A 17,270-nucleotide genomic window follows, 5' to 3' on the forward strand; every position below is an offset into this window, starting at 1 on the left:
CTTCTTTATTTATTTTTCTATCTTGCCTTATCCACAAGCTGGTTAAATTTTGTGCAAAGGGTTCTTTAAGAAGGGCTAAGTCCCTATACTTCGCGGTCTATCCAAAAAACCCCTAGTAACAGGCACGAGGTGCGTGGTGAATTTCCCTTCCCGTTTTGCAGTGATCGTCATCGGTGGCGGTCATGCCGGAACCGAGGCTGCACTTGCTTCAGCACGTATGGGCGTAAAAACCCTGCTGCTGACCCACAACGTGGAAACCCTCGGGCATATGAGCTGCAATCCTGCAATTGGTGGGATTGGTAAAAGCCATCTGGTTAAAGAAATCGATGCCCTCGGTGGCGCGATGGCGACAGCTACCGATAAAAGCGGTATTCAGTTCCGTGTACTCAATGGCCGCAAAGGCCCAGCGGTACGGGCAACCCGTGCACAGGCCGACCGCGCGATCTATAAATCAGTCGTTCGTGAAATTCTGGAAAACCAACCCAACCTGTGGATATTTCAACAAGCCGCTGATGACCTGATCGTTGAACAGGATCAAGTGCGCGGTGTTGTTACCCAAATGGGTCTACGGTTTATGGCCGATGCCGTGGTTTTAACCACCGGTACGTTTTTGGGTGGGCTTATCCACATTGGATTGCAGAACTATTCAGGCGGACGGGCAGGTGATCCACCGTCGATTGCCTTGGCACACCGTCTACGTGAACTACCTTTGCGAGTGGGTCGCTTAAAAACCGGCACGCCTCCTCGTATTGATGGCCGTTCAGTTGATTTTTCGATGATGACCGAGCAACCCGGTGATACGCCAATCCCGGTCATGTCGTTTATGGGCAACAAAGAACAGCATCCGAGACAAGTCAGTTGCTGGATCACCCATACCAATGCCCGTACCCACGAAATCATTGCCTCTAACCTTGATCGTTCGCCGATGTATTCAGGCGTGATTGAAGGCATTGGCCCGCGTTACTGCCCGTCGATTGAAGACAAAATTCATCGTTTTGCTGACAAAGAAAGCCATCAGGTGTTTATCGAACCGGAAGGTTTGAACACCCATGAGCTTTATCCAAATGGGATTTCGACGTCGTTGCCTTTCGATGTACAGCTGCAACTGGTGCAGTCGATTCGCGGTATGGAAAACGCTCACATCGTGCGACCCGGTTATGCCATCGAATACGACTATTTCGATCCTCGCGACTTGAAATACAGCCTCGAAACCAAAGTGATTGGCGGTTTGTTCTTTGCAGGACAAATTAACGGCACTACCGGTTACGAGGAAGCGGGGGCACAAGGTTTGCTCGCAGGAACCAACGCCGCTTTGCTCGCTCAGGGCAAAGACACGTGGTGCCCGCGTCGCGATGAGGCTTACATCGGTGTTTTGGTGGATGACCTGATCACATTGGGCACTCAAGAACCGTACCGGATGTTCACTTCACGGGCTGAATACCGCTTGATTCTGCGTGAAGACAACGCAGATATGCGTCTGACTGAAAAAGGTCGAGAGCTTGGTTTGGTTGATGACGCCCGTTGGGCAGCGTTCTGCACCAAGCGCGAAAGCATTGTCCAAGAAGAGCAGCGTTTGAAAAGTACGTGGGTCCGCCCTGGTACTGAGCAAGGTGAAGCGATTGCGGCCAAGTTTGGTACGCCGTTGACCCATGAATACAATTTGCTAAGTTTGTTAACCCGCCCGGAAATCGACTACGCCGGTCTGGTCGAAGTCACCGGCGAAGGGGCGAGCGATCCATTAGTCGCTGAGCAGGTTGAAATCAAAACCAAATACGCCGGTTACATTGATCGTCAACAGGACGAGATTGCTCGTTTACGCGCCAGCGAAAATATCAAACTACCTGTGGATATTGATTACACGACCATTTCGGGGTTGTCGAAAGAGATCCAAAGTAAGCTCGGTGCTACACGCCCTGAGACGCTAGGCCAGGCTTCGCGGATTCCGGGTGTAACACCCGCGGCGATTTCCCTGTTGATGATTCACCTGAAAAAACGCGGCGCAGGTCGCAAGTTGGAGCAAAACGCTTGAGTTCGCTGGTAACCGCACAACACGCTGAAGAGTTATCAACAGGCGCTGGCCAATTGGGCGTCGACTTAACCGATACCCAGCAGGCGCAACTGCTGGAATATTTGGCCCTGTTGATAAAATGGAACAAGGCTTACAACCTCACGGCTGTGCGTAACCCCGACGAAATGGTTTCGCGTCATTTGCTCGACAGCCTGAGCGTGATGCCGTTCATCGAGAACGGTCGTTGGTTGGATGTCGGCAGCGGTGGAGGAATGCCAGGGATTCCCTTGGCGATCCTGTTTCCTGAATCTCAAGTGACCTGCCTAGACAGCAATGGCAAGAAAACACGCTTCCTGACTCAGGTTAAACTCGAACTCAAATTGGATAACCTGCACGTTATCCACAGTCGTGTTGAGGAATATCGACCTGAGCTGGCGTTCAACGGAATTGTATCCAGGGCTTTCAGCAGCATGGAGAACTTCACGAACTGGACGCGACACTTGGGTGATCACCAAACGCGCTGGTTGGCAATGAAGGGCGTTCATCCAACTGATGAGCTGGTAGCATTGCCGTCTGAATTTCGTCTAGATAGCGAACACGCCTTGACCGTTCCAGGTTGCCAAGGCCAACGCCATCTGCTGATACTGCGCCGAACGGCATGATTGGGAACGCAAGCAAGAATGGCTAAGGTATTCGCAATAGCGAACCAAAAAGGCGGTGTGGGTAAAACCACGACCTGTATCAACCTCGCAGCATCGCTGGTCGCGACCAAGCGACGCGTGCTGCTGATCGACCTCGATCCACAAGGCAATGCCACCATGGGTAGCGGTGTGGATAAACACGGTCTTGAGAACTCTGTTTACGATCTTTTGATTGGTGAATGTGATTTGGCTCAAGCCATGCACATCTCGGAGCACGGCGGTTACCAGTTGCTGCCAGCTAACCGCGACTTAACCGCGGCCGAAGTTGTGTTGCTCGAAATGCAGATGAAAGAAAGCCGTCTGCGTACCGCGTTGGCGCCCGTTCGAGAAAGCTACGATTTCATTCTGATAGACTGCCCACCGTCATTGTCGATGTTGACGCTCAATGCGCTGGTTGCGGCTGATGGGGTCATTATCCCCATGCAGTGCGAGTACTTCGCCCTTGAAGGGTTGAGCGACCTTGTGGATAACATCAAGCGTATTGCCGAGTTACTGAACCCGAACCTAAAAGTCGAGGGGCTGCTGCGAACCATGTATGACCCGCGCTTGAGCCTGATGAACGATGTGTCTGCTCAACTCAAGGAACATTTCGGCGAACAGCTGTATGACACGGTAATTCCACGAAACATTCGTCTGGCCGAGGCACCGAGTTACGGTATGCCTGCATTGGCCTATGATAAAAATTCCCGTGGCGCGATTGCTTACCTTGCCTTGGCCGGTGAGCTGGTTCGTCGTCAACGTCGCACCTCCCGCACTGCTCAGCCAACTTAAGGATATTCCATGGCCGTCAAGAAACGAGGTCTAGGACGCGGACTGGACGCTCTCCTGAGTGGGCCTACGGTCAGCTCGCTGGAAGAGCAAGCAGTTAAGGTCGATCAAAGCGAATTGCAGCATTTGCCACTGGACCTGATCCAGCGTGGTAAATATCAGCCTCGTCGCGATATGGACCCGCAAGCGTTAGAAGAATTGGCAAACTCGATCAAGACCCAAGGCGTAATGCAGCCGATCGTAGTGCGTCCTATCGCTGGCGAACGTTTTGAGATTATTGCCGGTGAGCGCCGTTGGCGCGCCAGCCAACAGGCCGGCAAAGACACTATCCCGGCGATGGTGCGCGATGTGCCGGATGAAACCGCTATCGCGATGGCGCTGATTGAAAACATTCAGCGTGAAGACCTCAATCCGATTGAAGAAGCGATTGCCTTGCAGCGTTTGCAGCAAGAGTTTCAACTGACGCAACAACAAGTAGCTGATGCAGTGGGTAAGTCCCGGGTGTCAGTGGCTAACTTGTTACGTTTGATTTCATTGCCGGAAGTGATAAAAACCATGCTGTCCCACGGTGACCTTGAAATGGGTCATGCGCGGGCTTTGCTCGGTTTACCCGAGAATAAGCAGGTTGAAGGGGCGCGACATGTTGTCGCACGTGGCCTGACTGTGCGCCAAACGGAAGCACTCGTTCGGCAGTGGTTGAGCGGTAAACAAGAGCCTGCTGAACCGGTTAAACCTGATCCGGACATCGCCCGTCTCGAGCAGCGTCTGGCCGAGCGCCTAGGCTCTGCGGTGCAGATTCGCCACGGAAAGAAGGGTAAAGGCCAATTAGTAATTGGCTATAACTCCCTTGATGAGCTTCAAGGGGTGCTGGCGCACATTCGCTGAAACATTTCCTTGTGTAGCGCGTAGTCGGAAATCACTACCTGACAGTTGAATAGGGGCTTCAGCGCCCCTATACTCTGCGCGCATTTTGTCGGCACAAATTATGCCAAGTTTTAGCTTTTGGCAGCCGACCTTTGAGGAGCAATTGTGATGGAGACACGCACGCCAAACCGCTTGCCGTTCCATCGCTTGGCGGTTTTTCCGGTTTTGCTAGCTCAATTTGTCATTTTATTGCTGGCTGCTTTGGGGCTCTGGCAATGGCATGGAGTTGTAGCCGGATATTCAGGACTCTGCGGAGGCCTGATTGCTTTGCTACCCAATGTGTATTTTGCTCACCGAGCTTTCCGGTTTTCCGGTGCTCGAGCAGCGCAAGCCATCGTCCGGTCGTTTTACGCTGGAGAGGCAGGCAAATTAATTTTGACGGCAGTGCTGTTCGCGCTGACGTTTGCAGGTGTGAAGCCATTGGCGCCGCTAGCTGTATTCGGCGTCTTCGTGTTGACCCAGTTGGTCAACTGGTTCGCTCCCCTGCTAATGAGAACAACACTTTCGAGACCTTAGGGCGTTTGAGGCAACCATGGCAGAAACAACCGCTTCGGGCTATATCCAGCACCACTTACAGAACCTGACCTTCGGGCAGCTACCTGATGGCGGCTGGGGCTTTGCTCACACCGTTGCAGAAGCTAAAGCAATGGGCTTTTGGTCATTCCACGTCGATACACTTGGCTGGTCTGTATTCGTAGGCTTACTGTTTATCTTCATCTTTCGCATGGCGGCCAAGAAGGCAACTTCCGGTCAGCCAGGCGCACTGCAGAACTTCGTTGAAGTTTTGGTGGAATTCGTTGATGGCAGCGTAAAAGACAGCTTCCACGGCCGTAGCGCTGTGATTGCTCCTTTGGCGCTGACTATTTTCGTCTGGGTCTTCCTGATGAACGTCATCGACTTGGTGCCGGTTGACTGGATCCCGCAGTTGGCCATCCTGATCACTGGCGATGAGCACTTCCCATTCCGTGCGGTACCGACGACTGATCCTAACGCTACCCTGGGCATGGCCCTGTCGGTATTTGCGCTGATCATCTTCTACAGCATCAAAATCAAGGGCATCGGCGGCTTCATCGGCGAACTGACCCTGCACCCATTCGGCAGCAAGAACATTTTTGTTCAGGCGCTGCTGATTCCGGTGAACTTCCTGCTCGAATTCGTGACGTTGATTGCCAAGCCAATCTCGCTGGCACTGCGTCTGTTCGGCAACATGTACGCTGGCGAACTGGTATTTATCCTGATCGCCGTAATGTTCGGCAGCGGCCTGCTTTGGCTTAGCGGTCTGGGCGTGGTGCTGCAATGGGCGTGGGCTGTATTCCACATCCTGATCATCACCTTGCAAGCGTTCATCTTCATGATGTTGACCATCGTTTACTTGTCGATGGCGCACGAAGAGAACCACTAAGACCCGTTTCGGCGAGTCTGGTGCCCCTCTCGCTTCGGTGAGAGGGCGTCGCAAAATGATTTTGTTTTACCGCTTTAATCTAAAAACCTAAACCATACGACGTAAAAGTCGGGAGGAAAGATGGAAACTGTAGTTGGTCTAACCGCTATCGCTGTTGCACTGTTGATCGGCCTGGGTGCACTGGGTACTGCAATTGGTTTCGGCCTGTTGGGCGGCAAGTTCCTGGAAGGCGCAGCGCGTCAACCAGAAATGGTTCCAATGCTGCAAGTTAAAATGTTCATCGTTGCCGGTCTGCTCGACGCCGTAACCATGATCGGTGTTGGTATCGCACTGTTCTTCACTTTCGCGAACCCTTTCGTTGGTCAACTCGCTGGCTAATCACTCGAATTGTCGAGTTGATTAGAGAGATGGACAACGAACGAGCGAGGTGTTGGCGTGAACATTAATGCAACCCTGATTGGCCAGTCCGTTGCGTTCTTCATTTTTGTACTGTTTTGCATGAAGTTCGTGTGGCCTCCGGTCATCGCGGCATTGCAAGAACGTCAGAAGAAGATTGCGGCTGGACTGGACGCTGCTAACCGAGCAGCTCGTGACCTGGAGTTGGCCCAAGATAAAGCGGGTCAACAACTGCGCGAAGCTAAGGCTCAAGCAGCTGAAATCATTGAGCAAGCCAAGAAACGCGGTACTCAGATCGTAGACGAAGCCCGTGAACAGGCTCGCGTTGAAGCTGACCGTGTGAAGGCTCAGGCTCAGGCCGAGATCGAGCAGGAACTGAACAGCGTTAAAGACGCCTTGCGTGCCCAATTGGGTGGCTTGGCTGTTGAAGGCGCAGAGAAGATCCTGGGTGCCACAATCGATCAAAACGCGCACGCGGAGCTGGTTAATAAACTGGCTGCTGAAATTTAAGCGAGGGCGATCATGGCAGAATTGACCACGTTGGCCCGACCTTACGCTAAGGCAGCCTTCGAGCACGCCCAGGCCCACCAGCAACTGGCCTCTTGGTCAGCCATGCTCGGCCTGGCTGCAGCGGTGTCGCAAGACGACACTATGCAGCGCGTGCTCAAGGCCCCGCGACTGACGAGCGCAGAAAAGGCCGCCACGTTTATTGACGTGTGCGGCGACAAGTTTGATGTAAAAGTGCAGAACTTCATCCACGTCGTTGCAGAAAACGACCGTCTCCTGCTTTTGCCGGAGATTGCCGCTCTGTTCGACCTGTATAAGGCCGAGCAAGAGAAGTCGGTAGACGTTGAAGTGACCAGTGCTTTTGCATTGAGCCAAGAACAGCAAGACAAACTCGCCAAGGTTCTCAGTGCACGACTCGACCGGGAAGTGCGCCTGCAAGTTGCGGAAGATAAGTCCCTCATTGGGGGCATTGTCATTCGCGCCGGCGACCTGGTTATCGATGGCTCGATTCGCGGCAAACTCGCGAATCTTGCCGAAGCATTGAAATCTTGAGTTTGAAGGGGCAGCAGAGCAATGCAGCAACTCAATCCTTCCGAAATAAGTGAAATTATCAAGGGCCGCATCGACAAGCTCGATGTGACCTCCCAAGCCCGTAACGAAGGCACTGTCGTCAGCGTATCTGACGGTATCGTGCGGATTCACGGTCTGGCCGACGTAATGTCCGGCGAGATGATCGAGTTTCCGGGCGGCGTCTTCGGTATGGCTCTCAACCTGGAGCAAGACTCTGTAGGTGCCGTAATTTTGGGCGCTTACCAGTCTCTGGCTGAAGGCATGAGCGCTAAGTGCACCGGCCGCATCCTCGAAGTTCCGGTAGGTAAGGAACTGCTGGGTCGCGTAGTCGACGCACTGGGTAACCCTGTTGACGGTAAAGGTCCACTGGGCAACACCGAGACCGACGCGGTCGAGAAAGTTGCTCCAGGCGTGATCTGGCGTAAGTCGGTAGACCAGCCTGTACAGACTGGCTACAAGGCTGTCGATGCCATGATTCCTGTCGGCCGTGGCCAGCGTGAGCTGATCATCGGTGACCGTCAGATCGGTAAAACCGCTCTGGCGATCGACGCGATCATCAACCAGAAAGACAGCGGCATTTTCTGTGTCTACGTAGCGATCGGTCAGAAGCAATCGACCATCGCCAACGTTGTTCGCAAGCTGGAAGAAAACGGCGCACTGAAAAACACGATCATCGTGGCTGCCAGTGCTTCTGAATCGCCTGCGCTGCAGTACCTGGCACCTTACGCCGGTTGCACCATGGGTGAGTTCTTCCGCGACCGCGGTGAAGACGCGCTGATCGTTTATGACGATCTGTCCAAGCAAGCAGTGGCTTACCGCCAGATTTCCCTGCTGCTGCGCCGTCCACCAGGCCGTGAAGCTTACCCAGGCGACGTGTTCTATCTCCACTCCCGTCTATTGGAGCGCGCATCCCGCGTATCCGAAGAGTACGTAGAGAAGTTCACCAATGGCGCAGTGACCGGCAAAACCGGCTCCCTGACCGCATTGCCGATCATCGAAACTCAAGCTGGCGACGTTTCCGCGTTCGTTCCGACCAACGTGATTTCCATCACTGACGGTCAGATCTTCCTGGAATCGGCCATGTTCAACTCCGGGATCCGTCCTGCAGTGAACGCCGGTGTTTCGGTATCCCGTGTGGGTGGTGCCGCTCAGACCAAGATCATCAAGAAGCTCTCTGGTGGTATCCGTACCGCTCTGGCTCAGTACCGTGAACTGGCGGCATTCGCCCAGTTCGCTTCTGACCTGGACGAAGCGACCCGTAAGCAACTTGAGCATGGTCAGCGCGTTACCGAGCTGATGAAGCAGAAGCAATACGCCCCAATGTCGATCGCTGAGACGTCGAAATCGCCAAGGTCGGCAGCTTTGAACAAGCGCTGATTGCTTACTTCAACCGCGATCACGCCGACTTGTTGGCCAAGATCAACGTGAAGGGTGACTTCAATGACGAAATCGACGCTGGCCTGAAAGCCGGTATCGAGAAGTTCAAGGCCACCCAAACCTGGTAAGCCGCAGCGGGAGCCGCAAGGCTCCCGCTTGCTAACCTGATAGGTGTTACATGGCAGGCGCAAAAGAGATTCGCAGTAAGATTGCGAGCATCAAAAGCACGCAAAAAATTACCAGCGCCATGGAAAAAGTGGCGGTCAGCAAAATGCGCAAGGCACAAATGCGTATGGCTGCTAGCCGTCCTTATGCGGAGCGCATCCGCCAGGTTATTGGGCATTTGGCCAACGCCAACCCGGAATACCGCCACTCGTTCATGATCGACCGCCCAGTTAAGCGTGTTGGTTATGTGGTTGTGAGCAGTGACCGTGGTTTGTGCGGTGGTTTGAATACCAACCTGTTCAAGGCCCTGGTCAAGGACATGGCGGTAAACCGCGATAACGGCGTCGAGATTGATCTGTGTGTCGTTGGTAGCAAGGGTGCGGCCTTTTTCCGTAACTTCGGCGGTAACGTCGTTGCAGCTATCAGCCACCTGGGTGAAGAGCCGTCGATCAATGATCTGATCGGCAGTGTGAAGGTGATGCTGGATGCGTACCTGGAAGGCCGGATTGACCGCCTGTCCGTGGTATCCAACAAGTTCATCAACACCATGACCCAGCAGCCAACCGTGGAGCAATTGATTCCACTGGTGGCGACCCCGGATCAAGAACTCAAGCACCACTGGGACTACCTCTACGAACCAGACGCCAAAGAGCTGCTTGACGGCTTGATGGTGCGCTACGTGGAGTCGCAGGTGTACCAGGCGGTGGTCGAGAACAACGCAGCTGAACAAGCGGCGCGGATGATCGCGATGAAAAACGCTACCGATAACGCCGGTGATCTGATCAGTGATTTGCAACTGATCTACAACAAGGCGCGTCAGGCTGCGATCACCCAAGAGATCTCGGAAATCGTCGGCGGCGCTGCCGCGGTTTAACGGTTCAAATATTCAGAGGATCCAGCTATGAGTAGCGGACGTATCGTTCAAATCATCGGCGCCGTTATCGACGTGGAATTTCCACGCGACAGCGTACCGAGCATCTACAACGCGCTGAAAGTACAAGGCGCGGACACTACTCTGGAAGTTCAGCAGCAGCTGGGCGACGGCGTAGTTCGTACCATTGCGATGGGTTCCACCGAAGGCTTGAAGCGCGGTCTGGACGTTGTCGACTCTGGTGCAGCCATCTCCGTACCGGTCGGTAAAGCGACCCTGGGCCGGATCATGGACGTACTGGGCAACCCGATTGACGAAGCTGGCCCAATCGACACCGAAGAGCGTTGGGGCATTCACCGTCCAGCACCTTCGTTCGCCGAGCAAGCGGGTGGTAACGATCTGCTGGAAACTGGCATCAAGGTTATCGACCTGGTTTGCCCGTTCGCAAAAGGCGGTAAGGTTGGTCTGTTCGGTGGTGCCGGTGTAGGCAAAACCGTAAACATGATGGAACTGATCCGTAACATCGCCATCGAGCACAGCGGTTATTCCGTGTTCGCTGGTGTGGGTGAGCGTACTCGTGAGGGTAACGACTTCTACCACGAGATGAAGGATTCCAACGTACTGGACAAAGTAGCTCTGGTTTACGGTCAGATGAACGAGCCGCCGGGTAACCGTCTGCGCGTAGCATTGACTGGCCTGACCATGGCTGAAAAGTTCCGTGACGAAGGTAACGACGTACTGTTGTTCGTTGACAACATCTACCGTTACACCCTGGCCGGTACTGAAGTATCCGCACTGCTGGGCCGTATGCCTTCTGCAGTAGGTTACCAGCCGACCTTGGCCGAAGAGATGGGCGTTCTGCAAGAACGTATCACTTCGACCAAAGAAGGTTCGATCACTTCGATCCAAGCGGTATACGTACCTGCGGATGACTTGACTGACCCGTCGCCAGCGACCACCTTCGCCCACTTGGACGCCACCGTCGTACTGTCCCGTGACATCGCTTCCTTGGGTATCTACCCAGCGGTCGATCCACTCGACTCGACTTCGCGCCAACTGGATCCGAACGTAATCGGCCAAGAACACTACGACACCGCTCGCGGCGTTCAGTACGTGCTGCAGCGTTACAAAGAACTGAAGGACATCATTGCGATCCTGGGTATGGACGAGCTGTCGGAAGCCGATAAGCAGTTGGTAAACCGTGCTCGTAAGATCCAGCGTTTCTTGTCGCAGCCGTTCTTCGTGGCTGAAGTCTTCACTGGCGCTTCGGGTAAATACGTTTCCCTGAAAGACACCATTGCTGGCTTCAAAGGCATCCTCAACGGTGACTACGACCACCTGCCAGAACAAGCGTTCTACATGGTCGGCGGCATCGAAGAAGCGATCGAGAAAGCCAAGAAACTGTAATTCGGGCGCCCGGTAACGGGCGCTAATCAGGTTGAGGCAATCAGATGGCTAATATGACAGTCCATTGCGATATCGTCAGCGCGGAAGGAGAAATCTTTTCCGGTCTGGTTGAGATGGTGATTGCGCACGGTGCACTGGGTGATCTTGGTATCGCTCTGGGTCACGCTCCGCTGATCACTAGTCTGAAACCAGGTCCGATCCGCCTGATCAAACAGGGTGGCGAAGCCGAGGTGTTTTACATCTCGGGTGGTTTCCTCGAGGTTCAGCCGAACATGGTCAAGGTTCTTGCCGACACCGTGCAACGTGCTGTCGACCTGGATGAAGCCTCCGCTCAGGAAGCCGTTAAGGCTGCCGAGAAGGCCCTGAACGAAAAAGGCGCAGATTTCGATTACGGATCTGCTGCTTCACGTCTGGCCGAGGCCGCAGCTCAGCTGCGCACCGTTCAGCAAATCCGCAAGAAGTTCGGCGGTTAAGCCGTTTGCTTATTGTGTGATTGATTAAAAAGGGTAGCCTCGGCTACCCTTTTTTCTTTTCCGCGAATCACTTTTTGGTCGCATCCGCTGACCACCCAGGATTGGTAGCCAGTCATGTCTCTCGATATCGTTATTCTCGCCGCAGGCCAGGGCACCCGCATGCGTTCTTCCCTGCCCAAGGTTCTTCATCCTGTGGCCGGCAACTCCATGCTCGGGCATGTTATCCACAGCGCTCGCCAACTTAAGCCGACGGGTATCCATGTAGTCATAGGTCACGGAGCTGAATTGGTCCGCGAGCGTTTGGCCGCTGACGATCTGAACTTTGTGCTGCAAGACAAACAACTAGGTACTGGCCACGCCGTGGCTCAAGCCTTGCCATTTTTGACTGCCGAAAACGTTTTGGTCCTGTACGGCGATGTGCCGTTGATTGAAGTCGAGACTTTGCAGCGCTTGCTCCAGCAAGTGGGCCCAGAGCAATTGGGCTTGTTGACCGTCAACCTCGCGGATCCAACGGGCTATGGTCGAATTGTGCGTGATGGCGCAGGAAAGGTCAGCGCTATCGTCGAGCATAAAGATGCCAACGACGAGCAACGTGCAATCACCGAAGGCAACACAGGAATTTTAGCCTTACCGACTGCGCGTCTTTCTGACTGGATGAGCCGCTTGTCGAACAACAATGCTCAGGGTGAGTATTACCTGACTGACGTTATCGCCATGGCGGTTAACGATGGTTTGGTGGTTGCCACTGAACACGCCCATGACCCAATGGAAGTGCAGGGCGCCAATGATCGCAAACAACTCAGTGAATTAGAGCGCCATTACCAACTGCGCGAAGGTCGCCGACTAATGGCATTGGGCGTCACGTTGCGCGATCCGGCCCGTTTCGATGTGCGCGGTGAAGTGACCGTCGGTCGTGACGTGTTAATCGACATCAACGTGATTCTAGAAGGTCGCGTAGTAATCGAAGATGACGTGGTGATTGGCCCGAACTGCGTGATCAAAGACAGCACCCTGCGTAAAGGTGTAGTGGTCAAAGCCAATAGCCACATCGACGGAGCGGTACTGGGGGAGGGCAGCGATGCAGGTCCTTTCGCACGCTTGCGCCCTGGCAGCGTGCTGGATGCTCGCGCCCATGTGGGTAACTTTGTTGAGTTGAAAAACACCCACCTTGGCGAAGAGGCTAAGTGTGGTCATCTGACCTATTTGGGAGATGCTGAAGTTGGCCCGCGCACCAACATCGGTGCGGGCACCATTACCTGTAACTACGATGGCGCCAATAAGTGGAAAACCGTATTGGGTGCTGATGTATTCATCGGCTCCAATAACTCATTGGTAGCCCCTGTGGATATCTTGGATGGTGCTACCACCGCAGCCGGTTCTACCATCAACCAACACGTAGCGGCTGAGCAACTGGCTGTGGGCCGTGCACGTCAGCGTAATATCGACGGCTGGAAGCGTCCGGTTAAACAACCAAAGCCTTAAGACACTGCGTTTGCAGGAGCGGCCGGTCGACGCTCGATTGCTCGCGATCTTTTTATAGATCAAAAGATCGCAGCCTACGGCAGCTCCTACGGAGTAGTTATCCACAGCTCAGCAGGGTTGTTTATTAGCGTTTCAAGTCATCGTATAACTGTTTTAAATCAATAACTTGCATTAAGCCTTATTCATCGACTGTGGATAAGGCTTTGTTTTACCCTCTGCACATCGCCCGCCAACCCCCAACCCGGTGGGGGCGAAAGCAAGTTATCCACATAACAATCTGCAACAAATCCTTGACGGCTATTTCGAGATCAGGTTTCATTGCTTTCGTTTTCTTTCGAACCGAAACTTAGAGCCTTCATGTCCAAGCGCAATACACCCCAACGCAGACACAACATCATGGCCTTGCTTACGGAGCAGGGTGAAGTCAGTGTGGATGAATTGGCCAAGCGCTTCGAAACCTCTGAAGTTACGATTCGCAAGGATCTGGCGGCGCTCGAAAGTAATGGCTTGTTACTGCGTCGCTACGGCGGTGCCATCACTGTGCCGCAAGAGCTGGTGAGCGACGTTACCCAACCGGTTTCTCTCTACAAACAAGCCATTGCCCGTGCGGCAGTTGGCCTGATTAAAGAACATGCGCGGATCATCATCGACAGTGGTAGCACGACGGCCTCGATGATTCCTCAATTGGGTCTGCAACCGGGGCTGGTTGTGATGACTAACTCTCTGCACGTAGCCAACGCACTCAGTGAACTTGAACATGAGCCCGTACTCTTGATGACGGGTGGTACGTGGGATCCGCACTCCGAGTCCTTTCAGGGGCAGGTGGCGGAGCAAGTACTGCGATCGTACGACTTCGATCAACTGTTCATCGGTGCTGACGGCATAGATCTGCAACGTGGCACGACAACATTTAATGAGTTGTTGGGTTTGAGCCGAGTCATGGCTGATGTTGCTCGCGAAGTGATTGTGATGGTCGAGTCCGACAAAGTCGGTCGCAAAATACCCAATCTGGAACTGCCTTGGGGCAGCGTCCATACCCTTATTACAGATGATCGCCTGCCGTTAGAGGCGCGCGAAAAGATTCAGGCCCGGGGCATAACGCTGTTATGCGCGGCCCTCGCTTAGGAGAAAATTATGTGTGGAATCGTTGGTGCAGTCGCTGAACGTAATATCACGGCCATTCTGCTCGAAGGTCTTAAGCGTCTTGAATACCGCGGCTATGACAGCGCCGGTGTGGCGGTGTTTACCAATAATGGAACACTGGAGCGTACGCGCCGTAATGGCAAAGTGTCAGAACTCGAACAAGCGTTGGCCGGTGAACCACTGGTCGGGCGTTTAGGGATTGCACACACTCGCTGGGCCACTCACGGCGCACCGTGCGAGCGCAATGCTCACCCGCATTTTTCGGGCTCAGATCTAGCAGTTGTCCACAACGGTATCATTGAAAACCACGAAGCCCTGCGCGCACAGCTCAAAGGTTTAGGGTACGAGTTCACCTCAGACACAGACACCGAAGTTATTGCCCACCTGCTCAATCACAAGCTCAAAGAGCAACCCGACCTGACCGAAGCGTTGAAGGCAACGGTTAAAGAACTGCACGGTGCTTATGGCTTGGCCGTCATCAGCGCCAAGCAACCCGATCGTCTGGTCGCCGCCCGTAGCGGTAGCCCGCTGGTAATCGGTTTGGGTCTGGGTGAAAACTTCTTGGCCTCTGATCAGTTGGCTTTACGCCAAGTGACTGACCGTTTCATGTACTTGGAAGAGGGCGACATCGCTGAAATCCGTCGTGATAGCGTACAAATCTGGGATGTAAACGGCCAGACCGTTCAACGTGAAACCGTGCAATACCGCGACGGTGCCGAAGCTGCTGACAAAGGCGAGTTCCGTCACTACATGCTCAAAGAGATTCACGAGCAGCCAAGCGTTGTACAACGCACGCTGGAAAGCCGTTTAGGTCAAGATCACGTTCTGGTTCAGGCGTTTGGTCAGAACGCTAAAGAATTGTTCGCCAAAGTGCGCAACGTTCAGATCGTGGCCTGTGGCACCAGTTATCACGCGGGTATGGTTGCGCGTTACTGGCTCGAAAGCCTGGCGGGTATTCCATGCCAAGTCGAAGTGGCGAGCGAGTTCCGCTACCGCAAAGTCGTTGTTCAGCCCGACACCTTGTTCGTCTCAATTTCACAATCGGGCGAAACCGCTGACACCTTAGCGGCGCTGCGTAACGCTAAAGAACTGGGTTTCCTCGGCAGTCTGGCGATTTGTAACGTTGGCATCAGCTCGCTGGTACGTGAGTCAGACCTGACCCTGCTGACCCAAGCCGGTCGTGAAATTGGCGTGGCCTCGACCAAAGCCTTCACCACTCAGCTCGTTGGCCTATTGCTGCTCACTTTGTCCTTGGGCCAAGCACGCGGCACCCTTGAGGCTGGTGTTGAAGCGCAATTGGTTGAAGAACTGCGCCGTTTGCCGACGCGCCTAGGCGAAGCGCTGGCGATGGACGGGACCATTGAGAAAGTCGCTGAACTGTTCGCCGACAAACACCACACCTTGTTCTTGGGCCGTGGTGCTCAATATCCGGTAGCGATGGAAGGCGCGCTCAAGCTCAAAGAAATTTCGTACATCCACGCCGAAGCGTATCCAGCGGGTGAACTGAAACATGGCCCGTTGGCCCTTGTGGATAACGACATGCCGGTGGTGACCGTTGCTCCGAACAACGAGCTGTTGGAAAAGTTGAAATCTAACCTGCAAGAAGTTCGCGCCCGTGGCGGTGAGTTGATCGTCTTTGCTGACGAGCAAGCGGGTATGAGCAATGGCGAAGGCACACACGTGATCAACATGCCGCACATCCACGACGTGCTGGCACCGATCCTCTACACCATCCCGCTGCAACTGCTGTCTTACTACGTTGCTGTGCTTAAAGGCACTGACGTCGATCAGCCGCGTAACTTGGCTAAATCGGTCACAGTGGAATAACGTCTGCCGCAACGACATGACTGATGGTTTTAGAGAATTAAAACTGTCACAGGAGCCGGTTAGGTTTGACCTACCGGCTCCTACTTTTTGTAACGGGCTCCGATCGACCCTTGTACGCTCAGGTACGGACAGCGCAGTGCGGTCCTTTGTGGCTTCGTGCCTCCTGGACGAACACGGAGTAAGAGGCGCAGTTAAAGGTGGAAATCACCCGCAGCCTCCGGCTGGTAAAGCACTTTCCTGATCTCAATCCGGCGGGTCCGATCAGAAATTCGCCAGTCGATAGCGTCCCCCTCCTGATAGCCCAAGATGGCTGCGCCGATGTCGGAATACACGGAATGCTTGCCTGCGTTGCTGTCTGCGTCTTCAGGGTAGACCAAGGCGACTTCTAGCTCTTCGTCGTCCAGTTGCACCAAGGCCTTAGAGTTCATTGTCACGACACTGCTCGCGACGTGTTGCGGTTTGACGACAATGGCTCGCTCAAGCTCATGTTCGAGCTCAACAATGGCCGGGCCTTGCTCGAGCACGATTAGACTCTCGAGCCTAGCCTTGTCGATTTCAGTGATGTAGATACGGGTGGAGTCGCTAACGGCACCTTCGCGCAATAGCTCCAGATAGCGCCCCGCCGTCATGGAAAATGACTTCAATGTCGGCGTTTCGCTCTCAAGCACAAAGCCGCTGCGCAGAAAGGCTTTCAGCGAGCGTGCGTTGTCCGGGTGGATCTTGGCGACAAGCTTATCGGCCCGCATGTCGAGGAAGGCCAGCTTCATGCCTTCGCGGATCGTTCGGGCACCAAGGTTTCGGCCCCATTTTTGGCTGTCTCCGATGACCAAGACTATCTCGCACGTTGAACCGGTTTTGATTAGACGGACAAAGCCCACCGGCGCGTCATGCCTGTCAAAGGCCATGAAGAACCGGCCGCCCCTATTGAACAGATGCGTCAGGATCGGCAATTGAGTCCGATCAATGGCTTGCTCAATGGAGCGGGAGACATGACGCGAATCGCTTAGATAGCAGGTGACGCGTTCATCCTCCAACCAATCCATCAACGTCAGCGCGTGCGCACGAGTAACTTCAGGGCACAGCGAAATGAAAGGCTTGTTCATCTTGACCACACTTATTTGTAAAGGATGGAAGCCCTTCATGGCCAGGGTCATGACGGTTCTTCGGCAACCGGCTATTTTAAGATATAACGCGAGTAATGCCGAACCGCCTAGAGGGTTCGAAGAAGCCATCGCTTTATCGAAACTGA

At 54.0% G+C, this 17,270-nt stretch carries 16 protein-coding genes and 1 pseudogene; 16 read left to right on the plus strand and 1 reads right to left on the minus strand.

The window, feature by feature from the left end:
* Positions 1–136 precede the first annotated feature (136 nt).
* From mnmG to glmS, 16 genes and pseudogenes are all read left to right on the plus strand, one after another.
* A complete protein-coding gene (gene mnmG / locus AQS70_RS05525; protein WP_055101906.1) occupies positions 137–2,029 on the plus strand; it encodes a tRNA uridine-5-carboxymethylaminomethyl(34) synthesis enzyme MnmG in 1,893 nt (630 codons plus the stop codon).
* The gene (rsmG, locus tag AQS70_RS05530) at positions 2,026–2,670 is read left to right on the plus strand and encodes a 16S rRNA (guanine(527)-N(7))-methyltransferase RsmG (protein WP_055101907.1); all 645 of its coding nucleotides are present in this window, start codon (positions 2,026–2,028) and stop codon (positions 2,668–2,670) included. The genes mnmG and rsmG overlap by 4 nt, the downstream gene beginning before the upstream one ends.
* An 18-nt stretch (positions 2,671–2,688) precedes the next feature.
* Entirely contained in the window at positions 2,689–3,480 is a 792-nt protein-coding gene (locus tag AQS70_RS05535; RefSeq protein ID WP_055101908.1) for a ParA family protein, read from the plus strand.
* A 9-nt stretch (positions 3,481–3,489) separates the two neighbouring features.
* On the plus strand, positions 3,490–4,362 hold the full coding sequence (locus tag AQS70_RS05540; protein ID WP_055101909.1) for a ParB/RepB/Spo0J family partition protein: 873 nt from the start codon (positions 3,490–3,492) through the stop codon (positions 4,360–4,362).
* A 147-nt stretch (positions 4,363–4,509) separates the two neighbouring features.
* On the plus strand, positions 4,510–4,917 hold the full coding sequence (locus tag AQS70_RS05545) for a F0F1 ATP synthase subunit I (protein WP_055101910.1): 408 nt from the start codon (positions 4,510–4,512) through the stop codon (positions 4,915–4,917).
* A 16-nt stretch (positions 4,918–4,933) separates the two neighbouring features.
* Entirely contained in the window at positions 4,934–5,803 is an 870-nt protein-coding gene (gene atpB, locus AQS70_RS05550) for a F0F1 ATP synthase subunit A (RefSeq protein ID WP_055101911.1), read from the plus strand.
* A 120-nt stretch (positions 5,804–5,923) separates the two neighbouring features.
* Entirely contained in the window at positions 5,924–6,181 is a 258-nt protein-coding gene (atpE, locus tag AQS70_RS05555; RefSeq protein ID WP_002555987.1) for a F0F1 ATP synthase subunit C, read from the plus strand.
* A gap of 57 nt (positions 6,182–6,238) precedes the next feature.
* Positions 6,239–6,709 carry a F0F1 ATP synthase subunit B gene (locus AQS70_RS05560; protein ID WP_048373561.1) on the plus strand — a complete coding sequence of 157 codons (471 nt, stop codon included), beginning with the start codon at positions 6,239–6,241 and terminating at the stop codon, positions 6,707–6,709.
* A gap of 12 nt (positions 6,710–6,721) precedes the next feature.
* Positions 6,722–7,258 (plus strand): F0F1 ATP synthase subunit delta, encoded by a 537-nt coding sequence (locus tag AQS70_RS05565; RefSeq protein ID WP_055101912.1) that lies wholly within the window; start codon positions 6,722–6,724, stop codon positions 7,256–7,258.
* Positions 7,259–7,279: 21 nt separating this feature from the next.
* Positions 7,280–8,781 (plus strand): annotated as a pseudogene (gene atpA / locus AQS70_RS05570) (F0F1 ATP synthase subunit alpha).
* 50 nt (positions 8,782–8,831) lie between these two features.
* On the plus strand, positions 8,832–9,692 hold the full coding sequence (atpG, locus tag AQS70_RS05575) for a F0F1 ATP synthase subunit gamma (RefSeq protein WP_055101913.1): 861 nt from the start codon (positions 8,832–8,834) through the stop codon (positions 9,690–9,692).
* 27 nt (positions 9,693–9,719) lie between these two features.
* Complete coding sequence (atpD, locus tag AQS70_RS05580; RefSeq protein ID WP_010207684.1) at positions 9,720–11,096, plus strand: F0F1 ATP synthase subunit beta; 1,377 nt, start codon at positions 9,720–9,722, stop codon at positions 11,094–11,096.
* A 53-nt stretch (positions 11,097–11,149) separates the two neighbouring features.
* Entirely contained in the window at positions 11,150–11,569 is a 420-nt protein-coding gene (locus AQS70_RS05585; protein WP_420912336.1) for a F0F1 ATP synthase subunit epsilon, read from the plus strand.
* Between the two features lie 114 nt (positions 11,570–11,683).
* Complete coding sequence (glmU, locus tag AQS70_RS05590) at positions 11,684–13,051, plus strand: bifunctional UDP-N-acetylglucosamine diphosphorylase/glucosamine-1-phosphate N-acetyltransferase GlmU (protein ID WP_055101915.1); 1,368 nt, start codon at positions 11,684–11,686, stop codon at positions 13,049–13,051.
* Between the two features lie 357 nt (positions 13,052–13,408).
* A complete protein-coding gene (locus AQS70_RS05595) occupies positions 13,409–14,176 on the plus strand; it encodes a DeoR/GlpR family DNA-binding transcription regulator (RefSeq protein ID WP_055101916.1) in 768 nt (255 codons plus the stop codon).
* A gap of 9 nt (positions 14,177–14,185) precedes the next feature.
* On the plus strand, positions 14,186–16,021 hold the full coding sequence (glmS, locus tag AQS70_RS05600) for a glutamine--fructose-6-phosphate transaminase (isomerizing) (protein ID WP_055101917.1): 1,836 nt from the start codon (positions 14,186–14,188) through the stop codon (positions 16,019–16,021).
* A 191-nt stretch (positions 16,022–16,212) separates the two neighbouring features.
* Here the strand turns inward: glmS and AQS70_RS05605 are convergent, their stop codons facing one another.
* Positions 16,213–17,175, minus strand: a complete 963-nt coding sequence (locus AQS70_RS05605) for a bifunctional GNAT family N-acetyltransferase/nucleoside diphosphate kinase regulator (protein WP_055101918.1) — start codon at positions 17,173–17,175, stop codon at positions 16,213–16,215.
* Positions 17,176–17,270: the final 95 nt, after the last annotated feature.

The sequence above is a fragment of the Pseudomonas endophytica genome (assembly GCF_001411475.1).
In the GTDB taxonomy this organism is placed as follows: Bacteria; Pseudomonadota; Gammaproteobacteria; order Pseudomonadales; family Pseudomonadaceae; genus Aquipseudomonas; species Aquipseudomonas endophytica.